10 protein-coding genes, 3 pseudogenes and 1 other annotated feature are annotated in these 15,429 nt (G+C 32.8%); of the genes and pseudogenes, 9 read left to right on the top strand and 4 right to left on the bottom strand.

Annotated elements, in window-relative coordinates:
- Positions 1-147 precede the first annotated feature (147 nt).
- From ACQKTA_RS13285 to ACQKTA_RS13275, 3 genes and pseudogenes are all read left to right on the top strand, one after another.
- Positions 148-1,303 (top strand): annotated as a pseudogene (locus ACQKTA_RS13285) (IS3 family transposase).
- Positions 1,299-1,583, top strand: a complete 285-nt coding sequence (locus ACQKTA_RS13280) for a helix-turn-helix domain-containing protein (RefSeq protein ID WP_427815006.1) — start codon at positions 1,299-1,301, stop codon at positions 1,581-1,583. The pseudogene ACQKTA_RS13285 and the gene ACQKTA_RS13280 overlap by 5 nt, the downstream one beginning before the upstream one ends.
- Before the next feature lie 5 nt (positions 1,584-1,588).
- Complete coding sequence (locus ACQKTA_RS13275) at positions 1,589-2,461, top strand: IS3 family transposase (RefSeq protein ID WP_427814990.1); 873 nt, start codon at positions 1,589-1,591, stop codon at positions 2,459-2,461.
- A gap of 75 nt (positions 2,462-2,536) precedes the next feature.
- Here ACQKTA_RS13275 and ACQKTA_RS13270 read toward each other — a convergent pair.
- Positions 2,537-2,761, bottom strand: a pseudogene (locus ACQKTA_RS13270) (IS6 family transposase); the annotation flags it as partial.
- Positions 2,762-3,002: 241 nt separating this feature from the next.
- Between ACQKTA_RS13270 and ACQKTA_RS13265 the strand changes: the two are divergent.
- Both ACQKTA_RS13265 and ACQKTA_RS13260 read left to right on the top strand, forming a co-directional pair.
- Positions 3,003-3,311: a hypothetical protein gene (locus tag ACQKTA_RS13265; protein WP_427814989.1), complete on the top strand. Its 309-nt coding sequence runs from the start codon at positions 3,003-3,005 to the stop codon at positions 3,309-3,311.
- Positions 3,312-3,438: 127 nt separating this feature from the next.
- Positions 3,439-3,597: a hypothetical protein gene (locus ACQKTA_RS13260; protein WP_427814988.1), complete on the top strand. Its 159-nt coding sequence runs from the start codon at positions 3,439-3,441 to the stop codon at positions 3,595-3,597.
- A gap of 178 nt (positions 3,598-3,775) precedes the next feature.
- Here the strand turns inward: ACQKTA_RS13260 and ACQKTA_RS13255 are convergent, their stop codons facing one another.
- The 3 genes from ACQKTA_RS13255 to ACQKTA_RS13245 all read right to left on the bottom strand — a co-directional run bounded on the left by ACQKTA_RS13255 (position 3,776) and on the right by ACQKTA_RS13245 (position 8,241).
- The gene (locus tag ACQKTA_RS13255; protein ID WP_427814987.1) at positions 3,776-5,197 is read right to left on the bottom strand and encodes a cryptochrome/photolyase family protein; all 1,422 of its coding nucleotides are present in this window, start codon (positions 5,195-5,197) and stop codon (positions 3,776-3,778) included.
- A 628-nt stretch (positions 5,198-5,825) separates the two neighbouring features.
- Positions 5,826-6,989 carry a cation:proton antiporter gene (locus tag ACQKTA_RS13250; protein WP_427814986.1) on the bottom strand — a complete coding sequence of 388 codons (1,164 nt, stop codon included), beginning with the start codon at positions 6,987-6,989 and terminating at the stop codon, positions 5,826-5,828.
- 69 nt (positions 6,990-7,058) lie between these two features.
- Positions 7,059-7,103: a sequence feature (sodium ion sensor (DUF1646 type); this cis-regulatory element may regulate processes involved in with the transportation of sodium ions), on the bottom strand.
- Positions 7,104-7,980: 877 nt separating this feature from the next.
- A complete protein-coding gene (locus ACQKTA_RS13245; protein ID WP_427814985.1) occupies positions 7,981-8,241 on the bottom strand; it encodes a hypothetical protein in 261 nt (86 codons plus the stop codon).
- A gap of 236 nt (positions 8,242-8,477) precedes the next feature.
- Between ACQKTA_RS13245 and ACQKTA_RS13240 the strand changes: the two are divergent.
- The 4 genes and pseudogenes from ACQKTA_RS13240 (at position 8,478) to ACQKTA_RS13225 (ending at position 15,241) form a co-directional block, all read left to right on the top strand.
- A pseudogene (locus ACQKTA_RS13240) lies at positions 8,478-9,326 on the top strand (IS6 family transposase).
- A gap of 1,430 nt (positions 9,327-10,756) precedes the next feature.
- Positions 10,757-12,178, top strand: a complete 1,422-nt coding sequence (locus ACQKTA_RS13235) for an amino acid permease (RefSeq protein ID WP_427814843.1) — start codon at positions 10,757-10,759, stop codon at positions 12,176-12,178.
- A gap of 2 nt (positions 12,179-12,180) precedes the next feature.
- Entirely contained in the window at positions 12,181-14,673 is a 2,493-nt protein-coding gene (locus ACQKTA_RS13230) for a YhgE/Pip family protein (RefSeq protein WP_427814923.1), read from the top strand.
- Positions 14,666-15,241, top strand: a complete 576-nt coding sequence (locus ACQKTA_RS13225; RefSeq protein ID WP_427814984.1) for a DUF308 domain-containing protein — start codon at positions 14,666-14,668, stop codon at positions 15,239-15,241. Before ACQKTA_RS13230 ends, ACQKTA_RS13225 begins: the two co-directional genes overlap by 8 nt.
- Positions 15,242-15,429 lie beyond the last annotated feature (188 nt).

Below are 15,429 nucleotides of genomic sequence, written 5' to 3'. Positions count from 1 at the left end.
ACCTATTATATTATCGCCATTTGTAAAATTAAGCTAGACAATAAAAAAGGCATTTGTGTTACCCTCAAATGGTGTTAGTATCAAATCATAGACAACTTTTCGTAGAGACAAAAATAAATTAAACTTATCTACGAGAGGATGAATTTTATGACCCGATACGAAGAAAACTTTAGACAGATGATTGTTGAATTGAATCAAACTGGACGTTCTGTTCGAGGTTTAGCGAAAGAATATGGCTTATCTGAAGCAACAATTTATAAATGGAAGAATTTATATTTACCGGATCAGTCCACAGGACTGACTGGAAAAGAAATAGCTGAGCTAGGAAAAGAAAATGCTCGTTTGAAAGAGGAACTTGAAATCTTAAAAAAAGCCGCAGCCATATTCTCTCGAAAAACATAAATTTACTTGTTCAATTTATTGAAAGATGGTGTAAAGATTACACTGTTTCTTTGTTGTGTAAGTTGTTAGAAATCCCTAGAAGTGTCTATTATTTTTATAAAAACAAACCGTTGACAGCTACAGAAATCAGAAATAGACAATTAAAAAAGAGGATTTCAACAATTTTTTTATGAATAAACAACGATACGGTGCCACAAAGATCCATCAAGTTTTATTAAAAAAAGGTCGTTCAGTATCTCTTAAGCATGTCCAAAAGCTAATGAAACAATTAAATTTAAGGTCGATTGTCATTAAAAAATATAGACCTCAAAGGTCTAATAGCCCAATTATTTCAAAAGAGAATATTTTAAATCAGGACTTTTCTACTAAAACAATCTGTGAGAAATGGGTAGCTGATATTACTTATATTCCTACTAAGAAAAATGGTTGGTGTTACCTATCTTCAATCATGGATTTACATACGAAAAAAATTGTTAGTTATACATTTTCAAAGCGGATGACTGTGGACAGTATCATTCAAACGTTGAATCAAGCAAAAATGCAGTATCACATTCCAGAAGGAATGATTCTACATACGGACTTAGGCAGCCAGTATACAGCAATCGAAGTGGAAAAATGGCTTGATACCAACAAAATAAGACATTCCTATAGTCGAAAAGGAACGCCTTATGATAATGCAGGAATTGAGTCTTTCCATGCCTCACTGAAAAAGGAAGAAGTATATACGACAAATTACTCAGATTTTGAAGAAGCAAATCGAGCGCTATTTAGCTATATTGAAGGATTCTATAATCGAAACCGAATCCATAGCTCAATCGGTTATCAAACTCCACAGGAGTTTGAAGACCTATCAAAAAAAATAGTCATAACCGTCTCTACTAAAATGTGTCCAAGATATTGACTCAAATTCAACAATCGCTAACGAATGGAATTACACGCAGGCAATTGAAAAATATAATGTTTCATACCAACAAGTGTATTCTTGGGTAAAAAAATACCAGCAATACGGAAAAGAAGCGCTAAAAGACAACCGCGGACGGAACAGATCAAGTGAGTTGTTAACCGAAGAGGAACAGCTAAAATTACGAGTAAAAGAACTAGAAGCACGAAATAGACATTTAGAAATGGAGAATGACTTCTCAAAAAAGTTACAAGAGATTCAACGGCGAAACCGATCTTAACATTAGTGAAAAACGTTGAACTCTACCAAGCAATTTCAGAACTGCATGAAGAAAAGCACTATTCAATCACGCAACTCTGTCGATTAGCAGGAATCGCACGCTCCTCTTACTATAAATGGTTAAAGTGGCGGCCTTCAAAAAAAGAACGTGAGAATCGAAAACTAGCCATAGAAATTAAAAAGAAGTATGACAGTAAGAAAGGAACGCTCGGCTATCGACAGATTCGTAGTCAACTGAATCGAAGATTCAAGAAAAATTATTCTCGGAAACGTTATTATCGTTTAATGAAAATACTTGGAATCAAAGCAGTGATCAAAAGAAAGCGCCCAACCTATATAAAAGCTACGGAAGTACATGTTGCAGAAAATGTATTAAACCGAAGGTTTATCGCTGAAAAACCCAATCAAAAATGGTGTACAGATATTACTGAGTTGAAATATGGGAATGGCCGAAAGGCTTATTTGAGTGCTATCATCGATCTTTATGACCACTCCATTGTTTCTTGGGAGCTCGGACATTCCAATAATAATCCACTTGGTATAAATACCATTAAAAAGGCCATGCGCAAGAATCCTGGAGTTCGTCCACTTCTTCATAGTGATCGCGGATTTCAATACACCTCGTATGACTATAAAAGCCTAGAAGAGAACTATGAGTTTACTAAAAGTATGTCTCGAGTAGGCCGCTGCCTTGATAATCAACCGATTGAACATTTCTGGGGTACGTTTAAAGAGGAGAAATTCTATCAAGAGAGCTATCAGAACTTTGAAGAGATAAAAATATGTGTGAGTAGTTATATGAGGTATTACAATAACTATCGCTATTCGGAAGCATTAAACGAACTTTTGCCAAACGAATTTAGGAAACAAGCCGCATAAAAAAGGAATCGAAAGACTCGATTCCTGATCAGCATTATTTTTGTTTTTTAGCTGTCTACTTGACGGGGTGCACTTCATTCTCCATGAATCGCCAACAGATTTATTTCTTTTCTTCCATATGCAATAAATGATTTGGCTGTATTCTTGTACCCATCGATAAACTGTCGTGTGACAAACATTGATCCCACGTTAGTTAAGGATTTCTGAAACATCACGATAACTTAAGTTGTATCTTAAATAGTAGCCTACGGCTACCATGATGATATCCTTTTCAAATTGTTTACGTTTAAAATTAGACATGGTTATTCTCCTTATGTTTTAGTTTCTGTTATTTTACACTAAATAAGCGTTTAGATAAAATTTTGCAACAGAATCCTTTTTTGTGTCTTAAACTTAATAGTTTTTGACACGATAACAGTTTGTCTTTGAATTAGCCTTTAATTGTTTTTTTAGTGAAGCTGGACAATAAGAATAATTATAACTGCTAAAATTTACAGAGATCGGCAGTTGTTTTTTTATGAATTACCAAAGGAGATACATAATGAATACCACATTTATTAATACCGTAGAGAAATTTAGTATTTTTCCGTACTTAGCCTTTAAGTATCAAAGCTGGAACACCTCTCGTCAGACAGAAGTTTTTTTGTCTGAAATGGATGATAAAGAATTCTTTGATTTTGAAAGCTACTTAAAATACACTGTTCGCGACAATTTAACCTATGAATCAAAACAACTTCAAGCACATTGTCATTTACCATTAGATGAAATTGAAAAAAATTTACAAATTTTACTCATTCGAAAACTTTATCAAATTAATATCGAAAACAAGCGTCGTCAGTCTATAAGATAATAATTCGCCGTTTGTAAAATTAAGCTTGATAATAAATAAATTATAGCTGCCAAAGTGTACAGAAAATGGTAATAATTGGACGTTACATTTCTTTAAGCGTACAATAATACAAAAGAAGGTGTTAACTATGCATACTGAACGAGATGGAGCTAAAGAAAACCGTAGATCATTTGAGCAAGAAAAGAGTAAAGAAATTTTTGAAGCTCAAGTTGACAAAAATGAAGAACACGTAACTGAAAAGAAAGAAGAAAAAAAAGAAAAACGTTATCTAAGGGATCACAAATAATTTATAACATCAACGCTAAAAAAGAGATTCTCAATTATGGGTATCTCTTTTTTGTTTTTTATATTTAAAAGTATTTTCTCTATAATATTCTATTTTTCATATTAAGCTTAGTTATAATGAATAACTATTTGTACTTTATAAACTTAAATTTACAATTTTATATTACTCTAATAAGTTTTCATTGCTCAGATCTATACTTACTTTTACTAGATTCAAATTCTAAAATCGCATTTTTTCGCCGTTCTTTATGATTTACAATGGGATATGGATAAGTTTCTCCTAAAAACATTTTATATTTTTGTTGCTGGTCTTTACTTAACTTGTCCGGTTGATGTATATAATTTTGTGGTAGATTTACTAATTCGGGTACATACTTACTAATATATTTTCCATCGGGATCAAATTTTTGAGCTTGTGTAGTGGGGTTAAAAATTCTGAAATAAGGAGCTGCATCCGTTCCGGTAGACGCAGCCCATTGCCATCCACCTATGTTACTTGCTGGATCATAGTCAATTAACATCTTTTGAAAATATTTTTCTCCCCAACGCCAATCAATCAAAAGATCCTTAACCAAAAATGAAGAAACGATCATTCTTAACCTGTTATGCATCCATCCTGATTTTAATAATTGGCGCATAGCGGCATCTATAATAGGATAACCGGTTTCTCCTTTTTTCCATGCTTCAAATTTTTCTTGACTATTTTCCCATTCAATAAACATAAATTGTTCCTTAATAGGTGTCTCCTTTTGATTAGGGTAATTGGTATATATCATGTTATAAAATTCACGCCAGCATAATTCTTTTTTAAAAGTTTCTTTTCCCTCGGAATAATTTTGTTTTTCGATTTCATTCCATAATGTACGAATAGAAAGTTCACCTGTGCGTAAATAATTAGAAAGATGACTGGTTTTGTCTAAACTAGGGATATCTCTACTTTTATGATATTCACAAATATCATTATTAATAAATTTTTTCATTGATTGAATAGCTGTTTCACTCCCAACTTTATCAAAGGGGTGGTTTATTTTTTTTAATAATTGGTCAAATTTTTGTTCATCTGTAGGAAAGAGAACTTCCGAATAAATTTTTGATTTGTTAAATTTAACTTTTAAGGGTGTTTCTTTAGTTAGTTCGATCCATTTTCTATAATAAGGAGTAAAAACCTTGTAATCTTCTCCATTTTCCTTTTTTATCTCTTTTACACCATGTAAATAATTATTTTGATAAGAATGGAAACTTATTTTATTTTCTTTAAAAAATTCAATAGCTATTAAGTCTCTCTTTGCTCCATAACCTGAGGTATCTTCATTAAAATAGATTTTATTCCAATCGCTTACAGATTTTTTCAATGTTTTAAATGATTCTATCGGGTCCCCGTAAATAATTTGCAAATGACCTTGGGTATTTAAATCCGTTCTGAATTTTTTTACGCTTGAAAAAAAAGCATCATGATTATAACTTTGATTAATAAACTGTTTTGGATTTACTTGGAAAATTAATAAAACCTCGTCTTCATCATTTAAATTATGAAAAACGTTATATAATGCTTTATTATCATCAAGTCTTAGATCTTGTCTAAACCACATTACTGTTTTCAATATCCTAAGCTCCTTTTAATTTGACATCGATAGAATATAATTAGTAATTTTTATTATAGTAAATTAATTAATCAGTTAACATCAATTAGTTCTATTATTTTGTACATTTTGAATTTAAAAAACTTAATCGTTAAGTAGTTAAAGAAAAAACAGACTCTCCACTAAAATTTTAATTGAGCAAATATGATTACTGCTATTGCAATGTTATGAATAGACGGTTACTTCATTAAAGGTTTTAATAGAGAAGCTGTTGAACACTGCTTAGAATCAAAACACTTACTGGGTTCTCAATTTGGCGTATCAATAATCTTAGGATCGGGGTATCAAGGTTAAAAGCATTCGGAAAAGAAAAGACAGTCTTTAAAATAACTTTTAACTATAATTGAATAAAATTTTTAATTTACTTATTGTTGCTTCATTTTTTAGTTTAAATTAAAAAATGCATTTGTATAAATTAAATAGATTCTTTTGTAAAGTTTTATGATGTAAATGTACAGAAAATACCCATTTTCTGTACATTTTGCTTTTTTACTTTTAAAAATATATTTTGTTATCTATGGGTATACCTAAAAGTAAATACTTTGTTTTGTATTATGAAATTTGTTTACGAAAAATCTTAGCTTCAAATCTAATGCAGATATTTGTTTTGATAGATTTTTTTTGTAAAATATTTTAGTAAAAATGGAGAAGTTAGAGTCGTAAGCAAAATTACTAATATAAAAGCAGAATAATATTCTTTACTAACCAAGTGGGCTTGAGCACCCAATTGAACTATAATTAATGCCATTTCACCCCGAGATATCATTCCGGAACCCACCATCAAACTACTGTGAGTATTAAACCCTGCTAGTTTACTACCAAAAAATCCTCCTAATAATTTTGAAAGTATCGCTAAAATAGTCAAAATTATAATCATAAATAGTTGTTTTCCTAGTCCTGTAAATGTCACTTCTAAACCAATACTAACAAAGAATACGGGAATAAATACTGCATAACCGATAGCCTCAACATTATATTGTACTTCTTTAGATACCTTTGTTTGCCCAATAGCGACACCTGTAAAGAATGCTCCAATCACTGAGCTTAAACCAATAAAGTCTGCTATATAGGACATACTCAAACATAAAATTAATGAAACAATAATCACTGAAGATTCTGCTAATAGTTTATTACTAAGACGCATAAGATAGGGGGCTCCCCAACGTATCAATAAAAAGACTCCTATAAAAAATAATACCTGTTCTACTAGCATGATACCTAATGATTGATTGCTACTATTCGAGGCTCCCAAAAACGACATACTTAAGCTAACTATCAGAACGACTAAAATATCATCAACGACAGATGCACCCAAAATTGTTGACCCCTCTTTTGTGTTAATAACATTGAGTTCTTTTAGTACTTCTACGGAAATACTGACAGATGTTGCAGCTAAAATTAGCCCCAAATAAAAGGATTCATTTAATGGGATGCTAAACACATTCCCTCCCAAAGTTCCTAAGATAACTGGAAATAGAATTCCCAATACAGCTACATAGATTCCTGGGCGAAAGTATTTACGTAGTAAGGAAAGATCACTTTCTATCCCAGCAAGAAACATTAGTAATATGACTCCAATCTCGGAAAAATCTTCCACTAAGATATCTGGATGCACTAATTTCAATCCAGCGCTTCCTAATAAAATTCCCACTAATAACTGTCCAATAACAGATGGAATCCCAAATCTTTTTGAAAAGTGACCCGCTACAGTTGTGCTGACCAAAATTAAACACAAAATTCCTATAAATTCCATTAAATACATCCTTTCTTTTTTGTAAAAATTAATCTCTATATTTTACAAAAAAAGCACAAACTTAAAGACTCTTCCTCACCCTTGGAAGATTTGTCTTGAAGCTTGCGCCCAACCTTTTTTTATTCTAATAAGAATTAATATTAACAATTTGCCATTGATATTTCAAACTATAAAAATTAAAATGTCCTTTACACGTATGCAAAGGACATTTTTACAAGTCTTGTTAGTTTACCATTATCTTCATATATTTGCAGTTCGAAACTCTCAAAAGGTAAGTCCTCTTCACTCTAAAAAAGGTTATCTAAAATCTCTTGAAAACTATTTAGACTTTTTGAAAGAAACTCCCCGAAAAGAGTTAGTCCGTTAATATTCTTTTGATGTATCTTTATGTAATTCATTTATCTCACACTCCCATTATCTAATTATACAGTATCAATTCTGGTCAAGTAACTGCTTTTTTAATGAAGAAGAAGGGGAGATAAGATCGTTCACTTTATCATATTTTCTGTACACTTACCATCATTAAAAAAGATACTATGTTGAGTATCCTTCTTTTGTATTGTTTTTCATTATTCTGAGAGTGTATCTAATAACGAATCAATTTCTTTACTGTTGTAGTTGTATTTATCACTATTCTTTATTACTGTATCACCAGAAAAAACAAATCGTTTTAGTTCTCTTCTATTTTTATAGAAAAATATTTCTACATTTTGTGTTCCAGCAATGCCTTTATTGTTCTTATTTCCTAATTTGAGTTTAGAAAAAGTTTGTTTTATAGTTTCGAGCTTTTTATTACTAGAATATGTTTTGACCTTTTCAGAACTATATTTTGGAGGTAGGGAATAATTGTAGGTTACGACTTCAACAATATCAAAATTATTTGATATTCTAAAAAACGGTTCTTAGAGTTAAAAAATAAAAATCCAAGTAAAATTAATATAAAGCAAGGCTAATCAATATAGTTTTCTTTTTCATACTAACTCCTTTCAGGTTATAATCCCAATTCCTTTGCAACTCTGTCAGGATTCCTTATTGTAAAATCGGAAACGACTAATTGTTTCTGTCTGTTCATGTGTCCTTCTACAGCGATATTGTACTTACCTTCTTGTAGCATCAATAAGACCGTGACTAAATCAGGTTTCACCACAATACAATTATAGGGTTTGCTGATTGTGGTTAAAGTAAAGCGAAGCATCATAGGCGACTCTTTGACCATTCTGATTTTATTTAACAATCCAACTGCTCGAACCATAAAGACTCCCTCCTAACAAAAGTCTATTCTTTCTTACCTCTAATAGTAAGGAAGAATAGGCTTTTTAGCAATCCATATAGAGAATGTTCGATTGACTTATTTGATATAAAATGATTAAATTAATACGAACATATGTTTGTTTATGTTTGTTTCTTGGAGGTGGAAATAATGGACTGAAACGATAATCCTATCTTTGATTATACAAAAGAACCGAGTCGTGACGTATTGTGCATTGACTGCAAGTCTTTTATGCTAGCGTCGAATGTGTCGAGCGTGGCTTTAGACCCTTTGATGACAAAATTAGTAGTAATGATTTAAGTTATCCTTCAAACAAATCCGAAGAACCGGGGAGTGGGCTTACATTAGCTTCTTCGCCTGCTGCTAAAAAGGTTTATGGAATCACTAATATTTCAAGAGCTAGGGATTTACCATTTCCATATCCTGATGACCTCATAATAGCAGCGCCCCGTATGAGTTACTACATGGAAAAGAACAAAGAAATCAACAATATTTATCGCAAATATGCAGATGAAAATAATCATTCCGTTTTCTCGTTATGGGTACAAGAATATAGTCAAGTTATTTATTGCATATGGAAGAAAAGAAATAAATCTGTTGGCGATCTATGGAGAATGGCTAAAACTTATATTAAAGTAAAAGGAAAGTGGCATTATTTGTATCGAGCCATTGATTCTTCGGGTATAACATTAGATATTTGGCTACGAAAAAAACGTGATAAAAAAGCAGCTCATGCTTTCTTTAAACGATTAATCAGTTAATTTGGAGAACCTAGAGTTCTTGTCACTGATAAAGCTCCTTCACTAAGTAGTGCGTTTAATCGACTCCATTCTGAAAGATTGCTTTCTAGGACTGAACACCGAACAAATAAATACCTGAATAATATCATTGAACAGGATCATCGACCTATCAAGAAAAGACACAAATTATATCAGTCCATAAGGACTGCCTCCTCGACAATTAAAGGAATTGAGACCATACACGCTTTATATAAAATTAGCCAAAGAGACCTTTGTCTCTTTGGCTTTTCAGTGATTTATGAGATGAATATATTGATGGGTATCTAAGCATAAAATAAGAAATTAATTGAAACTCTATTTTAATTTTTTTTACTTTGCAACAGAACCGAATCTTTCAATGACTCATTAAAAAAAGTATACACGAAAAATCTCTCAGATTTCGAAGAAGCAAAAATCGACATTGATCTTTCCCCTTTTACTGAAACCATTGACCACTTGAGAAGTCTGAAACCAGTATAAGAATACGAATTTGTCATTCATGAAATTATTGAAGCGAACGATCCAAAGTTTGGTGTCGTGATTAAAAAAATTAACAATTAAACAACTTAAAACGAAAAAAATTAGTATATTTCCAATCAAATATTAGAACGAGAAGAAGAGATGACTTCTAATTATCCATTACTCTAGTTTTTATGAGTTTTAAACAATATAAAAAGGTTAAAAATGATTGTTTTTATTCGAATATTGAGTCGCAAAATTCGTCCTCTCGTAGATAAGTTTATTCCATTTTTACCTTTACGGTAAAGTTTTATGATTTGATACTAACCCAGTAGAATAAAAAGCAGAAAAAAACAGCACTAACGAACAACTAGAACAAATTGAAAATTTCCGAATAGATCCTCAATTGTTAAACAGAAAGTTGCGACAGTTTTGGAAATGATTTCTGAATAATAAGTATTTTTTCAGAATGATTGAGGTGCATTCCGTATAATAAGACCCAAAACAGACGTTATACCGCGTATAACATCGAGAAAATATGCGAACACTGGAAAACGGTGATACAGCTTAGGGCGAACCGTGCTAGCAGTTTCCCTTATGCCCTCAAAAAAGCGTAAAGTAGCAGTTTAATTAAATTTTGTTCACTCGTTTCGTATTGTCTAGTCGGAGAACAGAAGAATATGAAACAGACGTTGAAACAAATTTTGCTCACTAATTTTGAAGTGCTAAAGCTTTAAATTTTGAAAATGGCTAATAGACAAAAAATATCTCATTAACTCTCATCCCCTTTTTTAGAACATAATTAAACAAATAGTATAATTTTGATGTAAAGATAATGAATAATTTCTAAAGGGAGTAGTTTTCACAAACTTTTCGATAAATAAAAGGCGAATTTGATATGCATTTAAAGCTGAAAAAATTAGACCAATCTGCTTCTCTGTGAAAAGAAAATGGTTCTACGATATTAACTCAAATTCGCTAACATCATTGACTTAAACCTAATATGTATCATTTGATATTAATAAAATATAATAAAATTAGCAAATTAAAAAAAAATAAAAACATATATAATCAAAAGATACAATATAAGTGAAAAGAAAACTTTTTTAGGGGATGGTTAACCATTCTCATTATTCAAATGTATTAATAAAAATATGAGATTAATAATTATGTCCTTTTTTCCGCCAACAATTGGAATTTTTAGTGGTCTAATCGAAGGTAAACTAGGTTTAACTTAAGAAACGAAAGGAAAATAAAAAATGAAAAAACAACATACTATGTCTAAGTTTGCTTTTTTTGCAATGACAGCGTCGCTATTTATTACTGTATATGAATATCCTACATTTGCAGTTGTCGGAAAGTCTTTGATATTTTATCTGTTGCTATGTGGGTTGGGGTGGTTCCTTCCGGTCTCTCTTTGTTCAGCAGAACTAGCGACCATCGAAGGATATCAAGAAGGAGGAATCTATAGTTGGGTAGGCAAACCGTTAGGTGAGAAATATGGCTTTGCTGCATTGTTCTTCCAATGGTTCCAAGTCACAGTCGGTTTTGTCACGATGATTTATTTCATTGTTGGAACGCTTTCTTACGCATTAGAGATACCGGCAATGAATAATGATCCTGTATTTAAATTTTTATCTGTTGTGGGAATATTTTGGATCCTGACCTTTTTACAATTGAGAGGAACAGAAACAACTGCTAAGTTAGCTAAATATGGTTTCAGCATTGGGATCATTCTTCCAGTCTTAGTATTGTTTGGTTGTTCAATCAAGTACTTTATGAGCGGACATTCCATCTCACCACATTTCACACATTCATCGTTTTGGCCAACAAAAGCAACGATTGGTTCATTAACTTCTTTTGTTTTGGCCTACATGGGGGTTGAAGCCTCGGCGACTCATTTTTCTGATTTAGAAGATGGCAAGAAAAACTATCCCAAATTATTGATGCTTTTAGTAATTGTCGGCATCGTGATGAGTACAATCGGCGGGAGTGTTGTTTCAATGGTCTTAACCGGTAATATTTCTTCAAACGAAGGTGTGATGGATACCGCAACAAAATTGATCTCTCCAGGACATGTCAGTTTCTTTGTCAAAATGATTGGTTTTTTAACATCTTTTGGTATTTTAGCTCAAGTTAGTTCATGGATCGTCAGTCCAACTGAAGGCTTGCAATTTGCAGCTACTAAAAATTTATTACCCAAAAAATTAGCTGAAAAAAATGCGAACGATGTTCCAGTAAGAATTTTAATGATCCAAGGGGTCATCGTCACTGTTTGGGCCGCATTATTAACCTTTGGTTCTAGCGGTTCAGGTGGGAATGTTGGTTTTCAAACAGCAATTTCATTAACAGTATTGATTTACTTAAGTGCATATATTTTATTCTTTGTTTCATACTTTGTGATCTTACGTAAACATCAAACATTAGCACGGGAGTTTCAAATTCCTGGTGGAAATTTGGTCAAAGGGATTGTAGCGGGAATCGGATTATTGATTTCTATTGCAGCAGTCTGTACAGCCTTTATTGTACCTTCTACTGTTCCAAGTAGCGAAAGTCACCTTTACTTAATCAGTTTATTGGCAGGATTTATTGTGACCTTAGCAATTCCATTTGTCTTCTATCATTTTTATTCTCGTCCGAAAAAAAGGAGTGCAATAATTGAAAGTGGTGAACAAGCTTGAAAATGGTAAAAAATGAGTTCAAAAATCTTCTGAAAAATAAAATTCTCTTGATATCAGTCATAGCAATCACGTTTATTCCAATTATTTATACATCTGTTTTTGATAAATCCTTATGGAATCCTTATGGCGGAATCAAAAATTTACCGGTAGCTGTCGTCAATGAAGATGAGAATGTTGAGATGTTAGGACAAAAGGTAAATGTTGGCGAACAAGTAATTGATAATTTGAAAAAAAATAATGATTTAGATTGGCATTTTGTTAGTAAGAAACAAGCTGAAAAAGGGATGAAGGACATGGATTACTACACCATCGTTACTTTACCAAAAAATTTCTCGGCTTCAGCAGCAAGTGTAATGAATAATGAGCCTAAAAAAATGGAAATCACTTATACAACTAATGGCTCGTATAATTATATAGGAAAAGAAATTTCTGAAGTTGCTGCGAATGAATTGGAAATGAAAGTTCGCGATCAAGTAGTGAAAGCCTATGTCAGCGCCGTAGATGGTGAGGCAAGTAAAATGATTGGTTCACTAGAACAAGCAGCCGATGGTTCTAATCAGTTGTCTTCTGGAACCAATCAATTAGCAACGGGTATTGGTCAATACACAAACGGAGTCTCTGAAGCTGATAGTGGTTCAGCCAAACTTGCAGCCGGAACAGCAGAACTAGAAGCTGGAGTTGGTCCATTATCTAGTGGTGTCGCTCAATTAGATGCAGGTTCAGAAAAATTGAGTAGCGCATTAAACAGCATCGAAAAGGTCGTAGATACAAATAGAACTAAAATTTCCGAAGTCGATGGCGGGATGGTGACGCTATCAGATGCGGCTCAATCAATGGCTGCCTCGTTGCAAAATTTTGAAAATAATTTGAATCCTGAAGTTCGGACACAATTAAGTAGTCAAATCAAAACAGCACAAGCACAACTGAGTGAGCTAGTCACAAATTCTGAGGAATTGAATCAAGCTTCGGTTGATGCAGCGCAATTAGAAAAACAAAATCAAGAAATATCTGAAAAATTACAAACACTGACTGGTGAAATTGGATCAGTGAATAGTACAATCAATAGCCAAATCAATAGTTTGATCCAAGAAAATGAAGAATTATCAGAGGATTCAAAATCAGCATTGATTCAAAATATTAATCATGTTGTTGATAGCAATCTAGCAACAGCTGAACAGACAATCAATAACAAAGTAAAAGACGTCAATAATAATTTGACTACTTTATCTACACTCACTGCAACACTTGCTCAGCAAGCAAATGAAGTAAGTAATGTTACTAGCAGTATGGCAAAGAATACTAAAAATATCCAAAAAACTTTTAATGAAGTCGAAAAAGGCAGTCAGCAAATTGAGGCAGCGGTTGGAATGGTGCCAGCATCAATGGATGCCCAGACGGTGGTTGCCCAACTCAATCAATTGAGCGCTACACTCAGAACAGCATCAAATGATATTCCGACCGCGCTCTCAGCAGTACAACAATTAGCTTCCGGCAGCACACAATTAACCAACGGATTAGGAGAATTAGAAGCTAAAATTCCAACCTTAAGCAATGGCGTCAGTCAATTGAATTCTGGTTCGGTTCAACTAGAAAATGGATTGAACGAATTGAACGGTAAATCACCGGAATTAGTTGCGGGTGTTGCTAAATTAAAACAAGGTGCAGCAGAATTAGCCAGCGGGTTAGATTCTGGTGTCGATAAAGCTGAAAGCGTAAAAATCACGCATAAAACAATCAATCAATTCACTAACCCAACAAGTTTAAAAAATGATCGCTACTCTAAAGTTAACAATTATGGAGAAGCTTTAGCACCTTATATAATGTCACTAGCATTGTTTGTAGGTTGCATGCTATTCAACTTTATCTATCCCGTTAGAAAATCTTCAATGGATGGTCAATCAAGTAAATCTTGGTGGTTGAGTAAAGTAAGTTTAGGTTTTGTGGTATCAAGTTTAATGGCTTTGATCCAAGTCACAACAATGCTGTTATTAGGCCTACCTGCGTATAGCGTCGTAGCACTTTATGTTACAGCCTTAGTCACAGCATGGTGTTATATGTCGATCGTTATGTTCTTAGCGATGACTTTTGATAATCCGGGCCGATTTGTTGCAATGATTTTACTGGTATTGCAATTAGGCGGGGCTGCAGGAACGTTCCCAATTCAAACACAAGGCAAGTTTTTCCAAATCATCCATCCGTTCTTACCGATGTCGTATTCATTGTATGCTTTTAGAAATGCGATTGCTGGTGGGATCAGTAATGCATTAGTAACAAAAAGTTTTACTGTCATGATCGTATTAATCATTGTCTTCTTGACACTGTTACGTCTATCAATGGACTATTTGCAAAAACATCATTTAAGAGATGTCTCATTATTGAATGATAATCAAGAGTTATTGGCGTTAGAAGTAGATGATCAATCACGTTTATCATCACAAATCCAAGCAAATATTGAAAAAGAGAATGCGGAAAGCGAGGAAAAGAAACATGAATAATGCAAAACAGTTTTTTAAATCATATCGGTTTCTACAGCTTTTGACGGGGCTCACTTATTTGATCATGGCTGTCTTGGCAATGAGGTATACGGAAAAGACGATTATCCAATCGGTTCAGCTAGTCGGAATATTTTCACTGATAAAAGGATTCTTTGAACTGATGAATCGCAAAAAAATCGCATTGCGAACGCAACGTAATCAATATTCCGCGCTGATCATTGGATTTGTTGATATTTTGATTGGGATGATTCTTGTGATGAATACAACATTAGATGTCACTAGTTTGGCGATACTGTTTGGGGTTTGGTTCATCTGTGATTCTGTCATTTCCTTCTTCATGTTAGATTTAGCAAAAATGATCGCAATGCCGTACTATTACATTTCATTGATTGTTGATTTGGTCGGTTGTATGATCGGTTTGCTTTTACTAGTCGGTGGAGAATCGTTGATTATCAATATTCCATCATTGATTGGAAATTACTTCCTGCTATTTGGTTTTACCAAATTGATTGGCGGTGTCATCAATCGAGAGGATTTACATTCTGTTAAAAGTAACACCAAAAAGTGATAAATAAGAATGGCGTAGAATACGACAATCTATAATAATCATTTTAATAGAAACAATTTATAATAAATATTATAAGATAAAGATTTAGATTAGTTAACATGGAATTGATCTTAATCAAACAGGTGTAAAATCTTTTCCGTAGATAGAACGCCTGTATATAAAAAAGCAAACTAAACCTTAGGAGGAAA

It is taken from the genome of Enterococcus sp. 22-H-5-01, assembly GCF_050310005.1.
GTDB lineage: Bacteria > Bacillota > Bacilli > Lactobacillales > Enterococcaceae > Enterococcus_A > Enterococcus_A hailinensis.
This window is presented reverse-complemented; position numbering and strand designations above follow the sequence as displayed.